Below are 23,772 nucleotides of genomic sequence, written 5' to 3'. Positions count from 1 at the left end.
TTCATGCGGATGCGAGCGCCTCCAGGAGGCTCATGTCGTCGGTCGACAGCGAGATCTCCCCGGCCCGGAGGTTCTCCGCGAGATGAACGGGCGAACCGGTGCCCGGAGTCGGGCACAGGACGGGGGAGTGGTGCAGCAGCCAGGCGAGGGCGATCTGCCCACGGGTGGCGCCGTGGCGTTCCGCGATCCCGGTGAGCGCCGCGGCGCCCTCGCCGGTCAGCGTGCCGTTCGCCAGGGGGAACCAGGGCAGGAAGGCCAGGCCGTGGGCCTCGCACACCTTCAGTACCGCGTCCGACGAACGGTCCAGGAGATTGAACCGGTTCTGCACCGAGGCGATCCCGGTCAGGGAGAGCGCCTGTTCCAGCTGGTCGGCGGTAAGGGTGTCCAGACCGATGTACCGGATCTTACCCTCCTGCCGCAGCTCATCCAGGGCGCCCAGCTGATCGGCCATCGGCACCTGAGGATCCAGCCGGTGCAGCTGGTAGAGGTCGATCCGGTCGGTCCGCAGCCGGCGCAGACTGGACTCGCAGTGCGCCCGCAGATCCTCCGGCCGCCCCGCGATGTGCCAGCTGCTGTCGCTGGTGCGCACCACACCGCCCTTGGTCGCGATCACCAGATCGTCGCGGTACGGGTGCAGCGCCTCGGCCACCAGCTCCTCCGCGACCCCCGGGCCGTAGTTCTCCGCGGTGTCGATCAGGGTCACGCCCCGGTCGACCGCCGCCCGGAGCACGGCCAGCGCCTTCTGCCGGTCCGCGGGAGGCCCCCAGTACCCCGGGCCGGTCAGCTGCGCGGTGCCGTAGCCGAGACGGCGCACGGGCAGCTCGCCGCCGAGGAGGAAGGTGTCATCGGGGGACAGGAGCTCGTTGAACATGGAAGAACAGTAATCCACCTGCCGAATGTCGCTTTCCTCAATACCAGAGACAGGCCTCGGTCCTGGCCTGACCTGCATGAAGACCGAGCACGCTCAGATGACCGAATGCGCCGCAGAGGCGGCCCGGATCGCCCGCGCCGTCGCCGCCTGGTCGGACCCCGCCGTCTGGGAGAGCACCATCGGAGGGGGCGACTCGGCCTCCCCGGCCGCGGACATCGCCGAGATGCTCGCCTGAGAATGGCCCAGCCCGGCAGCTGCTGAATGGCCCGAGGGACTGAGCCACTGGCTGGCTAGGCTCATCCCATGACCACTCACCGCAGCGCGGAAAGCACCCCGGAGCACGTTCCGGACAGCGGCCTGGACACGGGCAGGCCCGTCGTCGACTTCTGGTTCGACCCGGCCTGCCCGTTCGCCTGGATCACCTCCCGCTGGATGCTGGAGGTGGAGCAGCGGCGCGACATCGAGCTCCGCTTCCACGTGATGAGCCTCTACCTGCACAACACCGGCAACGAACTCCCCGACTGGTACCGCGCCCTGGTCGACAAGTCGATCGGACCGGTGCGGGTCGCCGCGGCCGCGGCCGAGCAGCACGGCGAGGCGGTGCTGCGGGATCTGTACACCGCCTACGGCACCCGGATCCACCAGCGGAAGAACGAGGACTTCGACGAGGTGATCGCCCAGTCCCTCGACGAGCTGGGGCTGCCCGCCGCACTGGCCGCCGCCGCCCACACGGAGACGTACGACGAGGCTCTGCGGCGCAGCCATGACGCGGGCAAGGACCCCGAGGCGGACGCGTATGTGGGGACGCCCACCCTCCATGTCGACGGGACCGTCTGGTTCGGCCCGGTCCTGCGCGCGGTGCCGCGCGGCGAGGAGGCCGCGCGGCTGTTCGACAGCTTCCGGGTGCTCGCCGGCTACGACGACTTCTTCGAGCTCAAGCGGACCCGCACCGGCAGCCTCGACGTCGGCTGAGCCGGACTACGCGCTGAGCGGCGCCATCCGGGCGGCGTCCGGCACCCGGGCCTCGTCGTACCGGTCCAGCAGCAGCCGCGCCAGCTCCGGCGACGGGCCCAGCACCCCGGCCAGCACATCCGCGCCGGCCTCGGCCGCCCCCGCCGCGATGCGGTCCGGGAGGCGGCCCGGCGCGATCACGTAGGGGGCCACCGCGATCCTGCGTACGCCCTCCGCCCGCAGGGCCCGAACCGCGTCCTCGGTGCGGGGATGGGATGCGGAGGCGAACGCAGGCCGCACGGAACACCAACCGGTGTGCCGCAGTTCCCGCGCGATTTCAGCGATCACTGCGATGGCCTCCGGGTCGGTGGAGCCCGCCGAGGCCAGGACGAGCCCGGTCGAGTCCCTGTCGCCGGGGCGGACCCCGGCCTCGTGCAGCCGCCGTTCCAGGGCGGAGTTCAGCAGCGGCGAGGGGCCGAGCACCTCGGCCTGCTGCACGCGCAGCCGAGGCAGCCTGCCGCGCGCCTCCCGCAGTACCGCCGGGATGTCGGACTTGGCGTGGAAGGCCCGGGTGAGCAGCAGCGGAAGGGCCACCACCTCACTCACGCCCTGCCCGTCCAGCCGCTCCAGGACCCGCGGCACCGAAGGCGCGTTGAAGTCCAGGAACCCGGTCTCCACCCGCAGCCCCGGCCGCAGCGCCCGTACCCGCGCGGTGAGCGCGTGCACGGTCGCGGCGTGCCGGGGATCGCGGCTGCCGTGGGCGATGACGAGGAGGACCGGAGAAGTCATGTCGGAGCTCAGTTCTTGACGAGGAGACCGCGGCTGCGCAGCACCCACCGCTCCAGCGGGCTGAAGATGAGCAGGTCGATGGCGATGCCGACGATCAGGATCAGGAAGATGGCGAGGAAGACCATCGACATGCTGCTGGTCTCACGGCCCTGCTCCAGCAACTGCCCCAGGCCCACGCCCAGATCGGGCGAGGAGGCGATGATCTCCGCGGCCATCAGCGAGCGCCAGGAGAAGGCCCAGCCCTGCTTCAGACCGGCCAGATAACCCGGCAGCGAGGCCGGCAGCACGATGTGCCAGGTGCCCCGCAGCCCGGTGGCGCCGAGCGTCTTGCCGGCCCGCAGGTGCAGCGGCGGGATCTGGTCGACACCGGCGACGAGCCCGTTGGCGATCGACGGGACGGCGCCCAGCAGGATCACCGCGTACATCATCGTGTCGTCCAGGCCCAGCCAGATGACCGCGGGTGGCACCCAGGCCACCGAGGGCAGAGACTGCAGACCCGAGAGCACCGGGCCGATCGCCGCGCGCACCAGCTTCACCCGGGAGACCAGCAGCCCGAGCGGGGTGCCGATGACGAGCGCCAGGAGGAAGCCGAGCAGGCCGCGCGAGACGCTGGTCCAGATGTAGCCGAGCAGGGTGCCCTGGGCCCAGGCGTCGGACACCTCGCCCCATACCTGGGACGGCGAGGGCAGCTTGTAGTCGTCGGTGACCTTCGCCCAGATCAGGATCTGCCAGACGATGAGCACCAGTGCGACGGCCACCACCGGGGGCAGCACCTTCTGCGTCAGCACCTGGCGCACCGGGGTCCGGCTGATCCGTACCGCGTCGAGAGCGTCCAGCCCCGCTTCGAGGCCCGCCATGTCCTGGGCGGCGTCCTTCGGGGCTCCGGCCCCGGCGGTGCCGCTCCCGGCGGTGGTCTCAGTGCTGGCCATGTCGGCGGATCTCCCCACGCAGTTGTTCGGTGATCTCGACGGAGAGCTCCGCCACGGCGGTGTCCTCGATACGGCGCGGCTGCTCGATGTCGACCGTCCACTCCCGGGCGATCCGGCCGGGCCGCGAGGAGAGCAGGACGACCCGCTCGGCGAGCCGGACCGCCTCGCGCACGTTGTGCGTGACGAAGAGGACCGAGACGTTCGTCTCGCGCCAGATCCGGGTCAGCTCGTCGTGCAGCACATCCCGGGTGATGGCGTCGAGCGCGGCGAACGGCTCGTCCATCAGCAGCAGTTGGCTGTCCTGGGCGAGCGCGCGGGCCATCGCCACCCGCTGCCGCATGCCGCCGGAGAGTTCGTGCACCCGCTTGCCGTACGCCCCGCCCAGGCGGACGAGTTCGAGCAGCCGCTCCGCCTCGGGGCGGCGCTCCGACTTCGGTACGCCGCGCAGCCGCAGCGCCAGTTCGATGTTCTTGCCCGCGGTCAGCCACGGGAACAGGGCGTGCTCCTGGAACATCAGGGCCGGCCGCCCGCCGGGGGTCTCGATGGACCCCGCGGACGGACGGTCGAGCCCCGCCACCAGGTTGAGCAGTGTCGATTTGCCGCACCCGGAGGCTCCCAGGAGGGTGACGAACTCGCCGGGAGCGACATCGAGCGTGATGTCGTCCAGGACGAGCTGCTGCCCCTGCGGTCCGCCGAAGGACTTCGAGACGTGGTCGAGACGGGCGGCGTGGCCGACCGCCGTGCGGCCCTCGGCCGTGGTGATCGTGGTCGTGGCCATGGTCGTCACCTCCTGGGAGATCCTGGAACGGGTCGGGTGCTTACTTGACCGAGAGACCGGCGTCGGCGACCCCGGGCTTGCCCGCGGCCTTGAGCACCTTGTTCAGCGGCCTCAGGTCGTAGATGCCCTTCAGGTCCGGCTCGTCCAGCAGACCGGCCTTCACCGCGTGCTCGGCCTCCGCGTCGAGCGTGGCGGCCAGCGGGTCGTCGGTGAACTCGATGGACTTCCACGCCGGGTCGATGACGTCGGCCGGAAGCTCCTTGCCGGACAGCGTCTTGAGCGCGCTGTTGGCGGAAGCCTTCGCCTTGTCCGGGTTGGCGTTGATCCACGCGTTGGTGTTGACCGAACCGCGCAGCACCGCCTCGACGACGTCCGGGTGCTGGTCGAGGAACTTCTGCGACACGATGATGTTCGTGATCACGAACTGGTCGTCCGGCCAGAGCTTCCGCTCGTCGAGGAGCACCTTCGCACCCTGCTCGACCAGCTTGGACGCGGTCGGCTCCGGCGCCCACGCACCGTCGATGGAGCCGGACTTGTAGGCGTCCGGGGTCACCTTGTTGTCGGTGCGGACCACGGAGACGTCGCCCTTGCCGCTCTGGGCGTCGACCTTCCAGCCCTTCTCGGAGATCCAGTTGAGCAGCGCCACGTCCTGGGTGTTGCCGAGCTGCGGGGTGGCGATCTTCTTGCCCTTGAGGTCGTCCAGGGTCTTGATCTTCTTCGGGTTGACGACCAGCTTCACCCCGCCGGAGGCCGAACCGCCGATGATGCGCAGGCTCTTGCCCTTGGACTTCGTGAAGCCGTTGATGGCGGGGGAGGGGCCGATGAAGCCGATGTCGATCGAGCCGGCGTTGAGCGCCTCTATCTCGGACGGGCCGGCGTTGAACGTCGAGGGCTTGACCTCGGTGGAGCCGAGCTCCTTGGCGATGATGCCTTCCTGGATGCCGACCAGGGCGGTGGCGTGCGTGAGGTTCGGGAAGTACCCGATCTTCACGGTGTCCGCGGAGAGCTTCTTACCGCCGGCGGCGACGTGTTCCTTCTTGGCGTCGTCGTCCTTCGAGTCGGAGCCGTAGCCGCAGGCGGTGAGCGCCACGGCGAGCAGCGGCAGGGCAGCGGCGGCGGCGATGCTGCGGCGCAGCGTGGTACGTGGGGCAGACACGGGAGGGATTCCTCTCGGAGGCCCGGTGCTCACGCCCCCGCTGAGGCGGGGGGCGCGGCCGGGCGGTCGGCAGGTCTTCGTCTGAACTGGCTTTGCGGGCGGTGCGGTTGGTGCTGCCGGGCGCGCAGGCAGTGCGCGTACGTCATCGCGCACATCGTGCGACCCCGCCCTGGCCGCTGCCGAGGGCGCCGCTGCCGACGCGGCCGCCCTCCTTCGCGAAGGTCGAGAAGATGTCCCCGCTCATCAGAAGTCCCACTCCGCTTCGTCGTCCGCCGTGGCCGCCGCCCGCGCTGCGGCGGCGAACGAGGCGCCCGCCATGCCGGCCGACAGGGTGGTGCCGTCCGCCGGGTCGATCAGCAGGAAGGAACCGGTGCGGCGCGAGTCGGCGTACGGGTCGAGCGCGAGCGGCTCGGCGGTGCGTACGACCACGCGGCCGATGTCGTTGGCGACGAGTTGTCCGGGGGCCGGGTGCTGGGAGAGGTCGTCCAGGGTGAGGCGGGACGGGATGTCCTTGACTATCGCCTTGACGGTGCGGGTGGTGTGCTTGATCAGGACCCGCTGGCCGACGGTGAGCGGCCGGTCCGCGACGTGGCAGACGGTCGCCTCGACGTCCTGGGTGACGGCCGGGGCGTCGTCCGACGGTGCGATCAGGTCGCCGCGCGAGACGTCGACGTCATCGGTGAGCCGGATCGTCACCGACTGCGGGGCCCAGGCGGTGTCCACGCCGGCGCCGAGCAGATCGATCCCGGCGATCGTCGACGTACGGCCCGAGGGCAGTACGGTGACGGGTTCACCGACCCGGAACACCCCGGCGGCGATCTGACCCGCGTAGCCCCGGTAGTCGGGGTGCTCCGGGGTCTGGGGCCGGATCACGTACTGGACGGGGAAGCGGGCGTGGCAGGCGGTGAGGTCGTGGCTGACCGGTACCGTCTCCAGGTGCTCCAGGACGGTCGGGCCGCCGTACCAGTCCATGTGGGAGGACGGTTCCACGACGTTGTCGCCGGCCAGCGCGGAGATCGGGATCGCGGTGACCGCGGGGATGCCGAGCGAGGCCGCGTAGGCGGTGAACTCCCCGGCGATGGCGGCGAACACCGGCTCCGCGTAGCCGACCAGGTCCATCTTGTTCACGGCCAGGACCACGTGCGGGACGCGGAGCAGGGCGGCGACGGCGGCGTGCCGGCGGGTCTGCTCGACGACCCCGTTGCGGGCGTCGACCAGCACGACGGCCAGCTCGGCGGTGGAGGCGCCGGTGACCATGTTGCGGGTGTACTGCACGTGGCCGGGGGTGTCGGCGAGGATGAACCGGCGTCGGGGTGTGGCGAAGTAGCGGTAGGCGACGTCGATGGTGATGCCCTGTTCGCGCTCCGCGCGCAGTCCGTCGGTCAGGAGTGCCAGGTCGGGTGCTTCCTGGCCGCGTTTGCGGGACGCGTCCTGGACCGCCTCCAGCTGGTCGGTGAGGACCGACTTGGAGTCGTGGAGGAGCCGTCCCACGAGGGTGGACTTGCCGTCGTCCACGGACCCGGCGGTGGCGAACCGCAGCAGGGTGGTGGTCGACAACTGCTCGGTCAGCTGGGTGGGTGTGGTCATGTTAGAAGTACCCCTCGCGCTTGCGGTCTTCCATCGCGGCCTCTGACATCTTGTCGTCGGCGCGGGTCGCGCCCCGTTCGGTGAGGCGTGAGGCGGCGATCTCGGTGATGACGGCGTCCAGGGTGGTGGCGTCGGAGTCGACGGCGCCGGTGCAGGACATGTCCCCGACGGTGCGGTAGCGGACCTGGCGGGTCTCGGTCCGCTCGTGCTCCTTGGGGCCGCCCCAGTCGCCCGCGGTGAGCCACATGCCGGAGCGGCTGAAGACCTCGCGTTGGTGGGCGAAGTAGATCTGCGGGAGTTCGATGCCCTCGCGCTCGATGTACTGCCAGACGTCGAGCTCGGTCCAGTTGGAGATGGGGAAGACGCGTACGTGCTCGCCGGGTGCGTGCCGGCCGTTGTACAGCTGCCACAGTTCGGGGCGCTGGCGGCGGGGGTCCCACTGGGAGAACTCGTCGCGCAGCGAGAAGACCCGCTCCTTGGCGCGTGCCTTCTCCTCGTCGCGGCGGCCGCCGCCGAAGACGGCGTCGAAGCGGTGCTGCTGGATGGCCTCGGTCAGTGGCACGGTCTGGAGCGGGTTGCGGGTGCCGTCGGGGCGCTCGCGGAGCTTCCCGGCGTCGATGTACTCCTGGACGGAGGCCACGTGCAGCCGCAGCCCGTGTTCGGCCACCACCCGGTCGCGGTACTCCAGGACCTCGGGGAAGTTGTGCCCGGTGTCGACGTGGAGCAGCGTGAAGGGCACCGGCGCGGGCGCGAACGCCTTGAGCGCCAGGTGCAGCATCAGGATCGAGTCCTTGCCGCCGGAGAACAGGATCACCGGCCGCTCGAACTCCCCCGCCACCTCACGGAAGATGTGCACCGCCTCCGACTCCAGGGAGTCCAGGTGGCTGAGTGCGTACGGATTGGCGGTGCCTTCCGACACAGTCGCGACGGTCGTCATGCTGCACCCCTCTCGCTCAGCAGCGCGTACAGCTCCGCCGCGGACTCCTGCACGGTCTGCTGGTGCGACTCGATCCGCAGGTCCGGCGACTCGGGGGCCTCGTAGGGGTCGTCCACCCCGGTCAGCCCGCTGATCTCGCCCGCCGCCTGCTTGGCGTAGAGCCCCTTCACATCGCGCACCGAGCACACCTCGACCGGAGTGGCGACGTGCACCTCCAGATACGCGGTGCCCCCGGCCTGGTGCCGCTTGCGGACAGCCTCCCGGCTGTCCGCGTACGGTGCGATGACGGGGACCAGCACCTTCACTCCGTTGGCCGCCAGCAGTCCGGCGACGAAGCCGATCCGCTGGACGTTGGTGTGCCGGTCCTCGCGGGAGAAGCTGAGGCCCGCGGAGAGGAACTCCCGGATCTCGTCGCCGTCGAGCACCTCCACCCGGTGGCCCTCGCCGCGCAGCCGCGCGGCGAGTTCGCGGGCGATGGTGGTCTTGCCCGCGCTCGGCAGACCGGTCAGCCAGATGGTGGCTCCCGTCTCCGTCACGCTCATCGACGTCTCCTGATCAGTCGTCATCAGCCGTGCAGCCCGCACTCGGTCTTGCCGCTTCCGGCCCAGCGGCCGGCGCGCGCGTCCTCGCCCTCCAGCACCCGGCGGGTGCAGGGTGCGCAGCCCACCGAGGCGTAACCATCCATCAGCAGCGGGTTGGTGAGTACCCCGTGCTCCGCGACGTACGCGTCGACGTCGTCCTGGGTCCAGCGGGCGATCGGTGAGACCTTGACCTTCTGCCGCTTCTCGTCCCAGCCGACCACCGGGGTGTCCGCCCGGCTGGGGGACTCGTCGCGGCGCAGCCCGGTCGCCCAGGCAGTGTACGAAGTCAGGCCGTCCTTGAGGGGATTGACCTTGCGCAGCTTGCAGCAGAGGTCGGGGTCGCGGTCGTGCAGCTTCGGCCCGTACTCGGCGTCCTGCTCGGCGACGGTCTGCCGCGGGGTCAGCGTGATGACGTTGACGTCCATCACCGCCTCCACCGCGTCGCGGGTGCCGATCGTCTCGGGGAAGTGGTACCCGGTGTCGAGGAAGACCACGTCCACACCCGGCAGCGCCCGGGAGGCGAGGTGCGCGACGACCGCGTCCTCCATCGAGGAGGTGACGCAGAAACGCGGCCCGAAGACGCGGGCCGCCCAGGCGAGGATCTCCGCCGCCGAGGCGTCCTCCAGCTCGCGCCCGGCCCGCTCGGCCAGCTCCCTGAGTTCCCGCGACGTGAGCTTCTCGACTTGCAGCGTGTTCGTCATATCCCGTCCCCGCCAACGTCGTTGCGCGCCAGTCCCCGGGACAGCAGGCCCAGGAACTTCAGTTGGAACGCCCGGTTGCAGGAGGCGCATTCCCAGGCCCCGTGTCCCGTCTCGTGCGGGCGCAGGTCCTCGTCACCGCAGTAGGGGCAGTGGAACGGTGCGGCGCGCTCGCTCATGACAGCGACTCCGCGCTGGCCCGCGCCGCCCAGGTCGCGAAGCGCTCGTCGCCCTCGCGCTCCTTCTGGAAGTTTCCGAGGACCCGCTCGACGTAGTCGGGCAGTTCGTCGGAAGTGACCTTCAGGCCCCGGACCTTGCGGCCGAAGCCGGCCTCCAGGCCCAGCGCACCGCCCAGGTGCACCTGGTAGCCCTCCACCTGATTGCCCTCGCCGTCCAGCATGAGCTGGCCCTTGAGCCCGATGTCCGCCGTCTGGATGCGGGCGCAGGCGTTGGGGCAGCCGTTGATGTTGATGGTGAGCGGCTCGTCGAACTCCGGCATGCGGCGCTCCAGTTCGTCGATGAGCGAGGCGCCGCGCGCCTTGGTCTCGACGATCGCCAGCTTGCAGTACTCGATGCCGGTGCAGGCCATCGTGCCCCGGCGGAAGGGGGACGGCTTGACCTGGAAGCCGAGCTCCTCAAGGCCGGCCACCAGTGAGTCGACCCGGTCCGGTTCCACGTCGAGGATCAGCATCTTCTGCTCGACGGTGGTGCGCAGCCGGTCGGAGCCGTGCGCGGCGGCCAGATCAGCGATCTTGGTGAGAGTGGGGCCGTCGACCCGGCCGACCCGCGGTGCGAAGCCGACATAGCGGCGGCCGTCCTGCTGCTCGTGGACGCCCACGTGGTCGCGCCAGCGGCTGCTGGGCTGCTCGGGGGCGGGGCCGTCGAGCAGCGGCCGCTTGAGGTACTCGTCCTCCAGTACCTGGCGGAACTTGACGGGGCCCCAGTCGGCCATCAGGAACTTCAGCCGGGCGCGGGTGCGCAGCCGACGGTACCCGTAGTCACGGAAGATCCCGACGACTCCGGCCCAGACGTCGGAGACCTCGGCCAACGGCACCCAGGCGCCGAGGCGTTCAGCGAGCCGGGGGTTGGTCGAGAGGCCGCCGCCGACCCAGAGGTCGAAGCCGGGGCCGTGTTCGGGGTGGACGACGCCGACGAAGGCGATGTCGTTGATCTCGTGGACCACGTCCTGCACGGGCGAGCCGGAGATCGCGGTCTTGAACTTGCGCGGCAGGTTCGAGAATTCCTTGCTGCCGATGTAGCGGTCGTGGATCTCGTCGACCGCCGGGGTGCCGTCGATGATCTCGTCGGCGGCGATCCCCGCCACCGGGGAGCCGATGATCACACGCGGGCAGTCGCCGCAGGCCTCCGTCGTGGACAGGCCGACGGCCTCCAGCTTCTCCCAGATCGCCGGGACGTCCTCGATGCGGATCCAGTGCAGCTGGATGTTCTGCCGGTCGGTGACATCGGCGGTGCCCCGCGCGTACTTCTCGGAGACCTCGCCGATCGCCCGCAGCTGCGCCGCCGTCAGCCGGCCGCCGTCGATCCGCACCCGGAGCATGAAGTACCGGTCGTCCAGCTCCTCCGGCTCCAGGACCGCGGTCTTGCCGCCGTCGATCCCGGGCTTGCGCTGCGTGTACAGGCCCCACCAGCGCATGCGTCCACGAAGGTCGTTCGGGTCGATCGAGTCGAACCCGCGCTTGGCGTAGATCGTCTCAATGCGTGTCCGCACGTTGAGACTGTCATCGTCCTTCTTGAACTGCTCATTGCCGTTGAGGGGGGTGTAGTGCCCCAGGGCCCACTGACCTTCGCCACGGTGGCGTCCTGCCTTGCGGCGAGGTGCGGCGGGCGCAGGCTGTTCCGGGGTAGCGGCCATGACGGTACGTCCTTCTGGACTGCGGGAGGGCGGCTCTGAACTGCACACTCGCGTCTGGGCGCGGCGGTGCGCGGGGTTTGCAGAGGAAAGGGAGCGCGGCGGTGCTGGAAACTCTCAGCTCGCCGGACAGATGGCGCTGGACATGCGGCCGAGGTCGACGTGGCGTCGACTCACCAAGGCAATTCCAGTTCCAGACATGACGGAAGCGTGTCACGCGGATCTCGGACCAGTCCACCACTATCCATGATGTGGACGAGACTGTCCCGTCAGGTGAGACGCTGTGGCGCCCGTCACTGAGGTGACGGGCGTCGGGCCATCCGGATAACCGGACAACCATGCGCATTTCCCCGAGTGCCGGGTTACGGAAGCGGCTCCCGGCCGGAACCCGGCCACGGGCCCGGAGTCGCCACGTCGGGCTCCACCTCGGTCCTGGTGCCGAAGAGCCGGAAGCCCCGGCGCAGGTAGTTGTCCATGGCGTGCGGACCGTCCTTGGAGCAGGTGTGCAGCCAGACCCGCTTCGTCGTCGGCCGCTCCGGCCACCGCTCCGCCAGGTCCCAGGCGCGGGCCACCCCGTACGAGAGCAGATGGCCGCCGATCCGGCGCCCCCGGAACGCCGGTATGAGGCCGAAGTACATGATCTCGACCACGCCGTCGTCCTGCGGGTCCAGCTCGATGTAGCCGGTCGGCGTCCCGTCCGCGTAGGCCACCCACGTCTCCGCGCCGGGCCGGTCCAGCGCCTCCTGCCACTGCCCGTACGTCATCGACAGCCGGTCCGTCCACCGGATGTCACCGCCGACCGCCGTATAGAGGAAGCGGCTGAACTCGGGCAGCGGTATCCCGGACCGGACGATCCGGACATCCCCCTCCGGTGCGGCGGAGGGCCGCAGATCATCGGGGGAGGTCTGCTCCAGCGACCAGACGGTCACCTCTGCGGTGACCTCGGGGGACACCTCTGCGGTCGGTTCTACGGGGCGCTCGGGGTTGCTCATGGCTGCCAGAAAACCATGCCCCCGTGCCCCGGCCCAAGCCGGTCCCGGCAGCCGGACGGCCACGACCTGCGCCGACACCGAGCGCTCCGGGCCCGCGCGCACCCGTTCAGCGCGCGTCGCGCACCGCCGTCACCACCGGGGCGTTCGAACGCGGCAGCAGATCGCCCGGGTGCTCCGGGTGGATCACCTCCACCTCGACCCCGTCACCGAAGCGGTACGGGCGGTGCGCCAGCACCTCCGCGAGATGGCGCCGCAGCCGGGAGATCTCGGCCCGCACCGTCACCGTCCTGGTCGGATCACCGAAGATGTCCCGCGCCAGCTCGGAGGCGGTACGCCCCTCGCGGTGCAGCGCCAGCGCGAACAGCAGCTCGGCGTGGCGCGGGGACAGCCGCTGCGTCCAGGTGCCCACCGGGCTCACCACGTTCACCGCGAGGCCGCGGGGCCGGCTCAGATCGAGCACGACCCGGCGCGGCGGGCTGTCCATCGCACCGTCCGCCACCTGCACCAGCCAGCCCTCCGGCAGCGGCTCGACCCGGCACATCCCGAGCGAGGGCAGCCACACCCGGCCCGGCCGCAGGGACTTCGGCAGCGGCAGCCTGTCCACCGGCGGCATCCCGGTGACCGCCGCCAGCCAGCCGTTGCCGTCCACGGCCAGCGCCCGGCCGCCCAGCCGGCACAGCATCGGCGCCGCCACCGAGCGCAGCCGGTCGATGGACTCCAGATGCCGGGTCCTGATCTCGCTCTCCGCCAGCCGGGCCACCGAACCCACCAGGGCGAGCGTCGTCGGATGGAAGGTCGACGCGGGGCCGCTGATGTCGACGATCCCCATCGGCCGGCCGTCCCTCGGGTCGCGCACCGGGGCCGCCGCGCACGTCCAGCCGTGCAGACTGCGCACGAAGTGCTCCGCGGAGTGGACCTGCACCGGGCCGCGCGCGGCGATCGCCGTACCGATCGCGTTGGTGCCGGTGCTCTCCTCCGACCAGGCGGCGCCCTCCGCCAGACAGATGTCGTCGGCCCGGCGCAGCACCCCCGTGTTGCCCTGGCGCCACAGCACCCGGCCCTCCACATCGGTGACCACCATGATCTGCTGCGAGGCGTCCGCGATGGCCGTCAGGGCGTCACCGAGCAGCGGCATCACCTCGCCCAGCGGGGAGTTCCTGCGCCGGTGCTCGATCTCGTCCGGCTCCAGCAGGACGCTGTACGTGGACTTCTCCGGATCGACCCCGCTGCGCAGCACCCGGTTCCACGAGTCGCCGATCTCGGCCCGCGGCGCGAGCGGCGTGCGGTCACCGGCCAGCCGCGCCTCGCGGGCACGGTGGATCAGGCGCGCGGCCCGGTCCGACTCCCGGACCGCCAGCCGCATCACATCGACAGGACTTGCCTCCATGCCGGATCCCCCCTGGAGCCTCTTGATACCCGTGTCAAGGACGCGGGGCCCCATCCTGCCGCTGCCGGGGTCCCGATGCCGCAACTCCACACAATGGTTGCAACCCTATGCAACTCTGGCGACGCTCCCCGGTCCGTACAAGAGTGGCGGTACACCGGACGGCGCGGCTTCGGCCTCGTAGCCCGATGTGTACAGCATGGGGGGTGGTGCCGTGTCGGCGCAGCACCACCCCCCGTTGCTGCCCCCGCGCGCCCGAGGGCGGCGGTCAGTCCTCCACGGGCCGCGACCGTTCCACGACCGACCCCAGGTCCAGGGTGTGCGGCAGCGTCCCGAACGCCGAGCCCCGGTCGCCTCCCAGCCGTGAGGCGCAGAACGCGTCGGCGACCTCCGGCGGTGCCCAGCGCACCAGTAGCGAGCCCTGCAGCACCAGCGCCATCCGCTCCACCAGCCGCCTGCCCCGGGCCTCGATCCCGGCCAGATCCGCCAGCTCGGTCAGCAAGTCCTTGATCGCCCGGTCCAGCCGGTGATCGGCGCCCCGCGCCAGGCCGACCTCCGAGAGGAAGGCGTTCAGCGCCAGCGGCTCGCGCTGCAGCGCCCGCAGCACATCAAGCGCCTGTACGTTCCCCGAGCCCTCCCAGATCGAGTTGAGCGGCGCCTCACGCAGCAGCCGGGGCATGCCCGACTCCTCCACATAGCCGTTGCCGCCCAGGCATTCGAGCGCCTCGCCCACCAGCGGCGTGCACCGCTTCGTCACCCAGTACTTGGCCGCCGGCACCGCGATCCGCAGGAACGCCGCCTCGCTCTCCGTCCCCGCGTCGTACGCGGCGGCCAGCCGCATCGCCAGCACCGTCGCCGCCTCCGACTCCAGCGCCAGATCGGCCAGCACATTGCGCATCAGCGGCTTGTCCACCAGCACCCCGCCGAACGCGCTCCGGTACGTGGCGTGGTGCACCGCCTGCGCCACCGCCTGCCGCATCAGCGCGGCGGAGCCGGTCACACAGTCCAGCCGGGTCGCCGCCACCATCTCGATGATCGTGCGCACCCCGCGCCCCTCCTCACCGATCCGGCGGGCCCACGTGCCGTCGAACTCGACCTCGGCCGAGGCGTTGGACCGGTTGCCCAGCTTGTCCTTGAGCCGCTGGATCGCGAACGCGTTGCGGGTGCCGTCCGGCAGCACCCGGGGCAGCAGGAAGCACGTCAGGCCGCCGGGCGCCTGCGCCAGGACCAGAAACCCGTCGGACATCGGCGCCGAGCAGAACCACTTGTGCCCGGTGAGCAGATACTCGCCCTCGGCGGACAGCGGCTCGGCACGCGTCGTGTTCGACCGGACGTCGGTGCCGCCCTGCTTCTCCGTCATGCCCATCCCGAGGAGCACCCCGCCCTTCTCCCCGGCCGGCCGCAGCCCCTCCTCGTACACGTGCGAGGTCAGCAGCGGCTCCCAGACGGCGGCCGCCGCCGGATCGGTGCGCAGCGCGGGCACCGCCGCGTGCGTCATCGAGAGCGGGCAGCCGTGGCCCGCCTCCGCCTGCGTCCAGACCAGGAAACCGGCCGCCCGGCGCACATGCCCGCCCGGCCGGTCCCAGGCGTCGGTCAGGCCCGCGGAGACCGCGTGGCCGAGCAGCCGGTGCCAGGCCGGGTGGAACTCCACCTCGTCGACGCGGTTCCCGTACCGGTCATGGGTACGGAGCCGGGGCGGGTTCTCGTTCGCCTGCTCACCCCACCGCCGCGCCTGCGCGGAACCGGCGGACAGGCCGAGCCGGACCAGTCCGGCCCGCGCCTCGTCGAGCACCTCCGGCGCGAGGTGCCGCTCCACGGCCTCGGTGAGCGCGAGGTCCGCGGAGAAGACGTCGTAGCCGAGCAGGGGAGGGGGCTGGTTGGAGACTGTGTGGGTGGTGGCTGCCATGCCGCTACGGTATGGACGTGCAGGCAGCAAATGAAACACCCGAGCGGCCACTGGGCCGGCTCCACCGGGCGCGAGTCCTCTACCGCAACGTCTCCAAGCGGCAGATGGCCTGGCAACTGCTCAAGGACACCGTCAACTCGTGCATGGAGTACCGCATTCTGGGACTCGCGGCCGAGGCGGCGTTCTTCACCCTGCTCTCCCTGCCGCCGTTGCTGCTGGGACTGATCGGCCTGCTCGGCTACGTCGACGAGTGGACCAGCACCACCACGGTCGCCTCCATCGAGAACAACATCCTCAGCGCGGCGCAGACCGTGCTCTCCCAGCGGGGCGTCAATGACTTCGCCAAACCGCTCCTGGCCGACGTCACCACCGGGGCCCGGCCCGACGTCATCTCGATCGGTTTCGCGATCGCGCTCTGGTCCGGCTCCCGCGCGGTCAACGTCTTCATCGACACCATCACCGTGATGTACGGGCTCGACGGCCAGCGCGGCATCGTGAAGACCCGGATGCTCGCCTTCCTGCTGTACGTGGTGGCGCTGCTGCTCGGCGCGATCGTGCTGCCGCTCCTGGTGGTCGGCCCGGACCGGGTCGTGGAGTACATCCCCTGGGGCACCGAGCTGATAAGCGTCATGTACTGGCCCCTGGTCATATTGCTGTCCATCGCCTTCCTGACGACGCTCTACCACGTGTCCGTCCCCGTCCGCTCGCCCTGGATCGAGGACACCCCGGGCGCGCTGATGGCGCTCGCGATCTGGGTGCTGGGCAGCTTCCTGCTGCGGATCTATCTCACGAGTACGGTCGAGGGCCCGACGATCTACGGATCGCTCGCCGCACCGATCGCGGTACTGCTGTGGATCGGCGTCTCCGCGTTCGCGGTGCTGGTGGGCGCCGCCGTCAACGCGGCCATCGACCGGGTGTGGCCCTCGGTCGCGACGGCCGCGGCACGTGCGGCCAACGACCGGGTGCGCGCGGTCCAGGCCGCGGAGTTCGTGGCCCGCACCCAGGCGGAGAGCTGGGACGAGGACGCGGACGACGAGTACGGGGACGAGGGCGACAGCCCCTACATGCCGTCCGAGTTCCCGGAGCGGTGGTCCCGGTTCCTGCCGCCCGACGACGTGAAGTCCAGGCTCCAGCCGAGCCGCGAGAAGGATCCGGACAAGCCGTACCAGCCCGGCGAATGAGAACGGCCGTCAGCCGACGGCAGCGGCGGGCGGCTGCGGGGCCTGCGGTGGCTGAGCGGTCTGTGTCGGCGGTGCGGCACCGGGCGACCATGACAGCTTGACCGTCAGATGGCCCTCCACCGCGCTCTTCGCGATCACGGCCCCGGCCTCGGTGGTGATCTTCACCCCGAACTCGATCTCCACCCCGTCCGGCTTCAGCGTGCCGTCCCGGAACACCGCGAGCGCCGATTCGGCCGCCGCCCGGATCCCCTGGAGCGCGTGGTCGAAGGTGCGCCCGGAGCGGGCCAGGACGTTGCCGTCCCGCGCGACCAGCTGCGCACCCGGAGCGTGCCGGTCGACCTCGACCGTCACCGTCGCGCCGCTGTCGGTGGTGAATTCCACCAGTGCCGCCATGACCGCCCCCGGAGTGCCGATTCCGCCCGTTTTCCGTGCGCCGGTCCTTGGACGAGACTAGTGGCATGGGCGACCGGTACGAAGAGCGCGCGTCGAGACTCGACGGTGCGAAGGTGTGGAGGCTGACCGTGCCACCGGGCTCGGCCCACCCGGTGCTGCCCGACGGCTGCATGGACCTGCTCTGGATCGGCGGCAGGCTGCTCGTCGCGGGCCCGGACACGCGTGCCGAACCCGCCTCCGTGAGCGACGGGGGCAGCATCGCGGGCATCCGCTTCGCCCCCGGCACGGCCCCCGCCCTGCTCGGCGTACCGGCGCACGAACTGCGCGACCGCCGGATCGCACTGGCCGGGCTGTGGCCGGACGCGCGGGTCCGCGAGCTCACCGAGCGGGTCGCACAGGCCGAGGAGCCGGCCGCCGCCCTGGAGGAGATCGCCCTGCGCAGGGCGGCCGCCACCGCGCCCCCGGACCCGGTGATGGCGTACGCCGCCGCGCAGCTGGACGGCGGCCGGTCCGTCGCGGACACGGCACGGGCGGCCGGTCTCGGCGCACGCCAGCTGCACCGCCGCTCCCTGACGGCCTTCGGATACGGCCCCAAGACGCTCGCCCGGGTGCTGCGGCTCCAGCGCGCGCTGGCCCTCGTACGGTCCGGAACGCCGTACGCCGACGCCGCCCTCGCGGCGGGCTGCGCCGACCAGGCGCATCTCGCCCGGGAGATGCGCGAACTGGCCGGCACCACCCTGACCGGGTACCTCGCCGCCTCCCAGGAAGAGGTCTCCCGGGAAGAGGTCTTCTAGGGGGGTATCGAAAGTGAGTACGCTCCCGCTCTTGTAACCTCATCTGGATGATGATCAAGGCGGGCGTGATCGAACGGATCTGGCGGTATCCGCGATCTTGCGTCCGCGCCGCGTGCCTCAGTGCCGGCCGTGGGCGCTGTCCGCGGCTCCGCCGAAAAGGCGGGCCACGGCCCTGAAAGGCAGGGTCACGAGGGTGGCGATGGCCCCGCCGACGGACCTCAGTACATCTGCGATCGCTGTCAGCATGTGTCAGTGCCTTGTCGTCGCTGCTTACTGAGTGCGTTAGTCCGAATTATGCCGAACATTCGTTCGCTGAGCCTGTTGCCGCGGGTGTGGAGCGTGGGGCGCGGGCCGCCGGGCGGATCATCCGGCTCGGCCACCGGACCTGCGATGCGGATTTCCCTGGTCGGCGTCGTCGTCGATGGTCTGCCAGGTCCGGCCCCGCTGCTGCCCGTCGCGTGCCCCACCGCCGGGCGGGCACGCGTGTCGACTGTGAGCCTCTTCCGAGCAGTCCGTCGGCTGCCGACGATGACCGCGGTGATCAGTACCACGACAACGAGCAGGCCCACCGGGACCAACGCCGCCAATGAGGGGTACGCCCGCAGAGATTACGGAAAGGTTCATGGCCCTCGGTTACCCGAAGCTACGGGGATCAGACGCGGTACCGGGGGCGGAGCGGACTGGTGACCTCGGGTGCGCCTGCCGCGTCCGGTCCGCTGACGCCAACACGGCTCGCGCCTCGGTGCCTCACGCTTTGATGCCTCCGGCGCACAGGTGACGGGCGCGGTACGGCGTGTTCCGGCACCGGCCGACTGGAGAATCGGTGCATGTGCGCCCAGCGAGAACAGCCCCGAAAGACTCCCGACGGCCACTATGTCGTGATCGAAGGGCGCCGGTGGCGGGCGACGGACCCTTCGCTGCCGGAAGAGACGGCCGCGCGCCTGCGCTATCACCTGATGGCGGCACGCCGAGCCGTACGTTCAGCCCTGTCGGCGAAGGACGTGGACGCCGAGCGAACGGCTCGCTCCCGCGTGCAGTGGGCGAAAACCGCGCTGGGGGAGCGTGGCACACCATGGTGGGAGCAGTCCGCCCACGAGCGCCGCGCACGCTGGGAGCGGGCTCTCGGGCGTCTGGACGACGAGAAGTGAACAGCGGCGCGGGCCGGCGCGGGCGGCTCGCACCGGCCCGCGCCGTTGCCGCCCGGTCTCGGGGCATCGGATCCCGGGGACTGCGATACTGGCGAGGTGGCGAAGACGCAGCGCCAAATCGACCAGCGGGTGGAGCGGGCCATCGTGGACCTGCTGGAACGGTGCGGTCCGACGGCTTCGATCTGTCCTTCCGATGCCGCGAGAGCGGCGTACGACGGCCAGGACGACGGCTGGCGCCATCTGATGGAGGCGACCCGCCGCGCAGCATGGCGACTCGTCGAGGCGGGGACGGTGGAGATCACTCAGGCGGGACGCCCGGTCACCGCATCCGAGGTCCATGGACCGATCCGGATCCGGCGGGCGTGACCGGTCGTGACGACTTTCGTCCGCACAGCGACCGCTTCCCAGGCTCCGGACGACGCTACCCTCGCCGCCCGACTCACCGATGAGCGAGACCAAGGTGCCCGCCCGCGTCCAGTAGATCGACACCAGCGACGAACGGCGGCTCTCCCGCGCTCATGGCCCGGCAGCCCAAGCCCGGGAGAACGCGGCCATACACCGGGCCCTTGCCGGCGACGCCCGTACCGTGAAGGCTCTGCGGGCCCGGATCTCTCGGCAGCACCCCGCGCTGTATCAGTCGGAGACCTGAGGGCTGAGGTTCTTCAGCAGGCCCAGCAGACCCGCGCCGCTCGTATCGAGTAGCAAACCTCTCGGTACGAGCCGCCGGCCCCGGGGCGATCCGGGCCCGGCCGAGGGTGCTGAACGCAGGAGCCGGGCCCCGGAGGGGCCGCCGCGAACAGGTGCCAGGGCAGGCCCTCGGGGATGGAGATGCCCCAGTCGAGCACGTCGGCTCCCTGGTCACACCACACTGTGGACGTCAGACCAGGGCCGACTACGGGGCCGTAGTGCCAGTAGTTGTAGTTGCTGCCGTCTGTCTTGTGGCAGAGAATTCGGCCGTAGTAGTCGTAGGTGCCTCCTAGGCAGTAGATCGCCAGACCCTTGTGTCTGGGGACCCTGTCATGGCGCCGGCGTAACAGCCTGCCTCCTGAGGAACCGGTGCGGCCGACGCGGGTGCGACCGCAGCCACCAGTTAGGTTCCGGCGAGCGCCAGAGCTGCCGCTGAGACAGCCAGTCGTTTCCGAACGGACATGTCACCCTCCGCATCTTCCTTAATATCCGCGTCAATTGCGCGCGTCATGGTCACGTCAAAGGATGAGGCCGGAGGGGCGCCCGCAGAAGAGTCAACTCGGCCAACCTTCCTGCGGCACACACCAGCCATCTCGCCGTCACGGCTCCTGGCGGAAACAGCGGTCGCTCACCGGCTGAGAGCGCTGGAGCGTCCCGTCGGCGGCGACTGCGGTCACGTGTGAGCCGAGGTCTTCGAGCACTCCACCTCCGACCTGGGCACTCTGCCCAGCGGTGCACCGGCTGACGCCGGCCCCGAACGGCCGGTGGTGTCCCGCCTGCCGTTCGGCACCTGGCCGAAGGGGCGTCCGGCCCCGGCCGAGCCGACCTGGTTCCCGGGCGGGCGGCACCCGCCGACCTACTACCTGCGGGCCTGGTCCGAGACCGGCGGGTGGATGACGCTCGGCTGGATCGATGGAGGCCGCAACGCGGCGGGGATCGCCGCCGCCCTGCTGCGCGTCGGCACCGGTGGCCCGTACGCCATCGACGAGGTGTAGGGCGAGGCGGTCACGGACCGTGATCATGCACAGCCCAAGATCCGCTTTCGATACACGGCTTAGGACGCGGCGGCGAACAGCGACACCGCGCAGCCGTCCGGGTCGAGGACGACGGCGTACCGCTGCCCCCACATCGCGTCCCACGGTTTCAGATGGCCCCGGTATCCGGCGCCCGTCAGCTCCGCGTAGACGGCGTCGACCTCCGCCGGGCTGTCGCAGAGGAAGGCGAGACCGAGGCGCTCACCGCCCTTCGGCCCCGACCACTCGGGGTCGAAGGACCGGACGACGTCCTCGGTGTCCCACAGCAGACGCTGTCCGCCCGGGAGCGTCACTTCGACATGGGGTGCGGATTCCGCGTCGGCGGGCATGTCGAGGCCGAGCCTGCGGTAGAAGGCGAGCGAGGCGGGCAGGTCCGCGGTGGTGATGCTGATCGCGTCGAGTCGTGGAGTCATGATCCGACCGTAGGCCGGGCGCCCGCAGACGGTCTTGTACGAATCGGTCATGCCGGGCCCCCTCAGAGGCACTGCTCCGGGGAGGTGCCCGGGTCCGTCAGGGCCAGGCCGAGGGCGGCGCGTTCGGTGACCCAGCGGGTCGGGCGGTGGCGCGGGTCGCCGGTCGTCGCGTACAGGGCCCGGTGCAGCTCCAGCATCCGGGCCGCGCCGATCCGGTCGCCCCAGGCCAGCGGCCCGACCGGGTAGCCGAGACCGGTGGTCACGGCCGGATCGATATCGGCGGGGGCCGCCAGGGCGCGTTCCGCGATGGACGCCGAGACCGACACGATGGAGGCGAGCAGCCGCTGCGCGACCGTGCCCGCCGTGTCCCGCGCCACGGAGACCGCGAACGGCTCGCCGCCGTCCGCCGCCCGTGCCAGCACCGCGCGGGCGTCCCGCGCGGCCGCCGGTTCCGCGGCGGGCGTCACCGCGAGCACCCGGCGGCGCCCGGCGGCGGGCAGCGGGTCCACGCCGAAGGTGCGCCCGGCGGGCAGCCGGTGCGCGGCGACGGAGGAGGCGACCGTGGTGCCCCAGACCGGAACCAGCACCAGCGCCCCGGCCGACGGCTGCGGTCCCGCTTCGACCGTGGCGCCCGCGGCGGCCAGTGCCTCGCGCAGCGCGGCGGCGTCCCGGTCCCCGCTCGCGGCCGCGAAGACGTGCACCGGGCGGTCCGCGTCGCCGGAGACCGGCGCCTCCTCGGCCGGGGCGGGCGCCTCGGAGCCGTACGCGAACCAGCCCCTGCCGGTCTTGCGGCCGAGCAGTCCGGCGGTCACCCGGTTCGGGGTCAGGTAGGAGGGGCGCAGCCGGTCCTCGTGCCGGAAGCCCTCCCAGATCGAGTCGATGACGGCGGCGGTCACATCGAGTCCGGTGAGGTCCATCAGCTCGAACGGGCCCATCCGCAGGCCGAGTACGTCCCGGGCGATCCGGTCGATGCCCGCCGGGTCGCTGACGTTCTCCTCCAGCAGCGCGAGCGCCTCCGTCACGAGTCCGCGCCCGGCGTGGTTGACGAGGAAGCCGGGGGTGTCGGCGACCGTGACCGCGCGGTGGCCGCAGCTCTCCACGAGCTTTGTGAGCAGCGGCGGGATGCCGGGCCGGGTGGCCGCGCCGGGCACGACCTCGACGATCCGCATCAGCGGCACCGGGTTGAAGAAGTGCAGCCCGGCCAGGCGCGTCGGGTCCTTGAGCGTGGCGGCGATCCGGGTCACGGACAGCGAGGAGGTGTTGGTCGCGAAGACGGCCGAGGCGGGCAGCGCCCGCTCCAGCCGGCCGAAGACCTCCGCCTTGGTGGCGAGGTCCTCCCGCACGGCCTCGATGACCAGTTCGACCTCCGGGCCCGCCGCCCACGGGGCCTCCAGCGGGACGATCCGTGCCACGGCGGCCGCCGCCTCGGCGGCGGTCGTCCGGCCCTTCCGCACGGCCCGCTCCAGCATGGAGCGTACGAAGCCGGCCGCCTCGGTCACCGCTTCCGTCCGTACGTCGCACAGCTCGACGGTGTGTCCGGCCACGGCTGCCCACTGGGCGATGCCGCGGCCCATGGCTCCGGCTCCGACGATCCTGATACGCATGGCGGTTACGGTCCTCTCGGGGTGCGGACAGGCGGATCGATCCGGTGGTTCCCGCAGATCTTCGTGGGGCCCGCGGGTGCGTCGTCCCACCGTGTCAGCGGCCATTGATCGGTGTCCAATACCGAATTAAGGTCGGATCGAGACGACTTATTGATCAATGGGAGCTGAGGCAAGGGGCGGACATGGAACTGCGCCATCTGTCCGCGTTCGTCGCCGTGGCCGAGGAGCTGCACTTCGGCCGGGCCGCCAAGCGGCTCCAGATGGCCCAGCCGCCGCTGAGCCAGCAGATCCGGCGGCTGGAGAAGGAGCTGGGCGTCCAGCTCTTCGAGCGCAACACCCGTTCGGTCCGGCTCACCGGCGCGGGGGAGTCGTTCCTCCAGCCGGTACGGGCCGTGCTCGACGGCCTCGACGTCGCGGTACGGGCCGCGAAGGCGGCGGGCCGAGGCGAGTACGGCCGGGTCGGCATCGGCTTCGCGGGTGCCTCCAGCCACGGAACGCTGCCCCGGCTGACCCGGGCGGTGCGCGCCGCCCACCCGGGCATCGAGCTGGTGATGACGGGCCAGACCTACGCCGACGTCGCCCTGGCGCGGGTCGCGGACGGCTCGCTGGACCTGGGGTTCGTACGGCTGCCGGTGACGCAGCCGGGTGTGGTCCACCGGGTGATCGACGAGGAGGAACTGGTCTGCGCGCTCCCGTCCGACCACCCGCTCGCCACCCGGGACAGCGTCTCCATCGAGGCCCTGGCCGGGGAGCCGTTCGTCTCGTTCCCCGCCAACGCCGGTTCCACCGTGCGCGACGCGATGGTCGGCGCCTGCGAGGCCGCCGGGTTCAACCCCAGGGTGGTGCAGGAGGCCCCCGACTCGTACACGATCATGGCGCTGGTCGCCGCGGGCGTCGGGGTGACCCTCACCGTCACCTCCGTCCAGCACATCCAGCAGAACGGCCTCGTCTACCGCCCGCTCACCGGTCCGCCCATCCGCCGCCAGGCGGCCCTGGCCTGGCGGACCGACAACCCGTCCGCCGCCCTGCGCGCGGTACTCGCCGTCGCGCAGGACGCCCTGCCCACCCCGTCCCCGTGACCGTCCGCCC

The 23,772-nt window shown here is 71.3% G+C and carries 27 protein-coding genes; 8 read left to right on the top strand and 19 right to left on the bottom strand.

Going from position 1 to position 23,772, the window contains the following annotated elements; all coding sequences use genetic code 11:
* Position 1: 1 nt before the first annotated feature.
* The gene (locus RLT59_RS06435) at positions 2–871 is read right to left on the bottom strand and encodes an aldo/keto reductase (RefSeq protein ID WP_311302499.1); all 870 of its coding nucleotides are present in this window, start codon (positions 869–871) and stop codon (positions 2–4) included.
* A gap of 76 nt (positions 872–947) precedes the next feature.
* Between RLT59_RS06435 and RLT59_RS06430 the strand changes: the two genes are divergently transcribed.
* Together RLT59_RS06430 and RLT59_RS06425 are read left to right on the top strand one after the other, a co-directional pair.
* Positions 948–1,106, top strand: coding sequence for a hypothetical protein (locus RLT59_RS06430; RefSeq protein WP_311302498.1), 159 nt, complete (start codon positions 948–950; stop codon positions 1,104–1,106).
* 68 nt (positions 1,107–1,174) lie between these two features.
* On the top strand, positions 1,175–1,843 hold the full coding sequence (locus RLT59_RS06425; protein WP_311302497.1) for a mycothiol-dependent nitroreductase Rv2466c family protein: 669 nt from the start codon (positions 1,175–1,177) through the stop codon (positions 1,841–1,843).
* Positions 1,844–1,849: 6 nt separating this feature from the next.
* On the opposite strand, the gene RLT59_RS06420 is transcribed toward RLT59_RS06425, so the two are convergent.
* From RLT59_RS06420 to RLT59_RS06355, 14 genes are all read right to left on the bottom strand, one after another.
* Positions 1,850–2,611: a sirohydrochlorin chelatase gene (locus RLT59_RS06420; RefSeq protein ID WP_311302496.1), complete on the bottom strand. Its 762-nt coding sequence runs from the start codon at positions 2,609–2,611 to the stop codon at positions 1,850–1,852.
* Positions 2,612–2,619: 8 nt separating this feature from the next.
* Positions 2,620–3,540 (bottom strand): ABC transporter permease, encoded by a 921-nt coding sequence (locus tag RLT59_RS06415; protein WP_311302495.1) that lies wholly within the window; start codon positions 3,538–3,540, stop codon positions 2,620–2,622.
* On the bottom strand, positions 3,527–4,318 hold the full coding sequence (locus RLT59_RS06410; RefSeq protein WP_311302494.1) for an ABC transporter ATP-binding protein: 792 nt from the start codon (positions 4,316–4,318) through the stop codon (positions 3,527–3,529). Before RLT59_RS06410 ends, RLT59_RS06415 begins: the two co-directional genes overlap by 14 nt.
* Positions 4,319–4,358: 40 nt before the next feature.
* Positions 4,359–5,474 carry an aliphatic sulfonate ABC transporter substrate-binding protein gene (locus RLT59_RS06405; RefSeq protein WP_311302493.1) on the bottom strand — a complete coding sequence of 372 codons (1,116 nt, stop codon included), beginning with the start codon at positions 5,472–5,474 and terminating at the stop codon, positions 4,359–4,361.
* Between the two features lie 243 nt (positions 5,475–5,717).
* On the bottom strand, positions 5,718–7,061 hold the full coding sequence (locus RLT59_RS06400) for a sulfate adenylyltransferase subunit CysN (protein WP_311302492.1): 1,344 nt from the start codon (positions 7,059–7,061) through the stop codon (positions 5,718–5,720).
* A 1-nt stretch (position 7,062) separates the two neighbouring features.
* On the bottom strand, positions 7,063–7,998 hold the full coding sequence (cysD, locus tag RLT59_RS06395) for a sulfate adenylyltransferase subunit CysD (protein ID WP_311302491.1): 936 nt from the start codon (positions 7,996–7,998) through the stop codon (positions 7,063–7,065).
* Positions 7,995–8,540, bottom strand: a complete 546-nt coding sequence (cysC, locus tag RLT59_RS06390; RefSeq protein ID WP_399124909.1) for an adenylyl-sulfate kinase — start codon at positions 8,538–8,540, stop codon at positions 7,995–7,997. The genes cysD and cysC overlap by 4 nt, the downstream gene beginning before the upstream one ends.
* Positions 8,541–8,563: 23 nt before the next feature.
* Positions 8,564–9,280 carry a phosphoadenylyl-sulfate reductase gene (locus RLT59_RS06385; RefSeq protein WP_311302489.1) on the bottom strand — a complete coding sequence of 239 codons (717 nt, stop codon included), beginning with the start codon at positions 9,278–9,280 and terminating at the stop codon, positions 8,564–8,566.
* On the bottom strand, positions 9,277–9,456 hold the full coding sequence (locus RLT59_RS06380) for a hypothetical protein (protein ID WP_311302488.1): 180 nt from the start codon (positions 9,454–9,456) through the stop codon (positions 9,277–9,279). Before RLT59_RS06380 ends, RLT59_RS06385 begins: the two co-directional genes overlap by 4 nt.
* On the bottom strand, positions 9,453–11,150 hold the full coding sequence (locus RLT59_RS06375) for a nitrite/sulfite reductase (protein WP_311302487.1): 1,698 nt from the start codon (positions 11,148–11,150) through the stop codon (positions 9,453–9,455). The genes RLT59_RS06380 and RLT59_RS06375 overlap by 4 nt, the downstream gene beginning before the upstream one ends.
* 114 nt (positions 11,151–11,264) lie before the next feature.
* Positions 11,265–11,348, bottom strand: coding sequence for a putative leader peptide (locus RLT59_RS06370; protein ID WP_309486338.1), 84 nt, complete (start codon positions 11,346–11,348; stop codon positions 11,265–11,267).
* Between the two features lie 161 nt (positions 11,349–11,509).
* On the bottom strand, positions 11,510–12,139 hold the full coding sequence (locus tag RLT59_RS06365; protein WP_311302486.1) for a GNAT family N-acetyltransferase: 630 nt from the start codon (positions 12,137–12,139) through the stop codon (positions 11,510–11,512).
* A 106-nt stretch (positions 12,140–12,245) separates the two neighbouring features.
* On the bottom strand, positions 12,246–13,526 hold the full coding sequence (locus RLT59_RS06360) for a GAF domain-containing protein (RefSeq protein WP_311302485.1): 1,281 nt from the start codon (positions 13,524–13,526) through the stop codon (positions 12,246–12,248).
* Positions 13,527–13,791: 265 nt separating this feature from the next.
* Positions 13,792–15,429 carry an acyl-CoA dehydrogenase family protein gene (locus tag RLT59_RS06355; RefSeq protein ID WP_311302484.1) on the bottom strand — a complete coding sequence of 546 codons (1,638 nt, stop codon included), beginning with the start codon at positions 15,427–15,429 and terminating at the stop codon, positions 13,792–13,794.
* 17 nt (positions 15,430–15,446) lie between these two features.
* Here RLT59_RS06355 and RLT59_RS06350 point away from each other — a divergent pair, with 17 nt between their 5' ends.
* Complete coding sequence (locus tag RLT59_RS06350; RefSeq protein ID WP_311302483.1) at positions 15,447–16,610, top strand: YihY/virulence factor BrkB family protein; 1,164 nt, start codon at positions 15,447–15,449, stop codon at positions 16,608–16,610.
* Between the two features lie 9 nt (positions 16,611–16,619).
* On the opposite strand, the gene RLT59_RS06345 is transcribed toward RLT59_RS06350, so the two are convergent.
* Positions 16,620–17,003, bottom strand: a complete 384-nt coding sequence (locus RLT59_RS06345) for a CU044_2847 family protein (protein WP_311302482.1) — start codon at positions 17,001–17,003, stop codon at positions 16,620–16,622.
* A 65-nt stretch (positions 17,004–17,068) separates the two neighbouring features.
* Between RLT59_RS06345 and RLT59_RS06340 the strand changes: the two genes are divergently transcribed.
* Entirely contained in the window at positions 17,069–17,797 is a 729-nt protein-coding gene (locus RLT59_RS06340) for a DUF6597 domain-containing transcriptional factor (RefSeq protein WP_311302481.1), read from the top strand.
* 117 nt (positions 17,798–17,914) lie between these two features.
* Here RLT59_RS06340 and RLT59_RS06335 read toward each other — a convergent pair whose 3' ends face one another.
* Positions 17,915–18,043, bottom strand: coding sequence for an LPFR motif small protein (locus RLT59_RS06335; RefSeq protein WP_311302480.1), 129 nt, complete (start codon positions 18,041–18,043; stop codon positions 17,915–17,917).
* 581 nt (positions 18,044–18,624) lie between these two features.
* On the opposite strand from RLT59_RS06335, the gene RLT59_RS06330 reads away from it, so the two are divergent.
* The 3 genes from RLT59_RS06330 (at position 18,625) to RLT59_RS06320 (ending at position 20,627) form a co-directional block, all read left to right on the top strand.
* On the top strand, positions 18,625–18,945 hold the full coding sequence (locus RLT59_RS06330) for a hypothetical protein (RefSeq protein WP_311302479.1): 321 nt from the start codon (positions 18,625–18,627) through the stop codon (positions 18,943–18,945).
* 96 nt (positions 18,946–19,041) lie between these two features.
* Positions 19,042–19,311 carry a DUF3253 domain-containing protein gene (locus RLT59_RS06325; protein ID WP_311302478.1) on the top strand — a complete coding sequence of 90 codons (270 nt, stop codon included), beginning with the start codon at positions 19,042–19,044 and terminating at the stop codon, positions 19,309–19,311.
* Positions 19,312–20,399: 1,088 nt separating this feature from the next.
* Positions 20,400–20,627, top strand: coding sequence for a hypothetical protein (locus tag RLT59_RS06320; protein WP_311302477.1), 228 nt, complete (start codon positions 20,400–20,402; stop codon positions 20,625–20,627).
* A gap of 59 nt (positions 20,628–20,686) precedes the next feature.
* Here RLT59_RS06320 and RLT59_RS06315 read toward each other — a convergent pair whose 3' ends face one another.
* Together RLT59_RS06315 and RLT59_RS06310 are read right to left on the bottom strand one after the other, a co-directional pair.
* On the bottom strand, positions 20,687–21,130 hold the full coding sequence (locus RLT59_RS06315) for a VOC family protein (RefSeq protein WP_311302476.1): 444 nt from the start codon (positions 21,128–21,130) through the stop codon (positions 20,687–20,689).
* 11 nt (positions 21,131–21,141) lie between these two features.
* The gene (locus tag RLT59_RS06310; protein ID WP_311302475.1) at positions 21,142–22,683 is read right to left on the bottom strand and encodes a 3-hydroxyacyl-CoA dehydrogenase; all 1,542 of its coding nucleotides are present in this window, start codon (positions 22,681–22,683) and stop codon (positions 21,142–21,144) included.
* 182 nt (positions 22,684–22,865) lie between these two features.
* Here RLT59_RS06310 and RLT59_RS06305 point away from each other — a divergent pair, with 182 nt between their 5' ends.
* A complete protein-coding gene (locus tag RLT59_RS06305; RefSeq protein WP_311302474.1) occupies positions 22,866–23,762 on the top strand; it encodes a LysR family transcriptional regulator in 897 nt (298 codons plus the stop codon).
* Positions 23,763–23,772: the final 10 nt, after the last annotated feature.

Source organism: Streptomyces sp. ITFR-6 (assembly GCF_031844725.1).
Taxonomy (GTDB): domain Bacteria; phylum Actinomycetota; class Actinomycetes; order Streptomycetales; family Streptomycetaceae; genus Streptomyces.
Note: the sequence above shows the minus strand (reverse complement) of the source record. Positions and strands in the feature narration are given on the sequence as shown.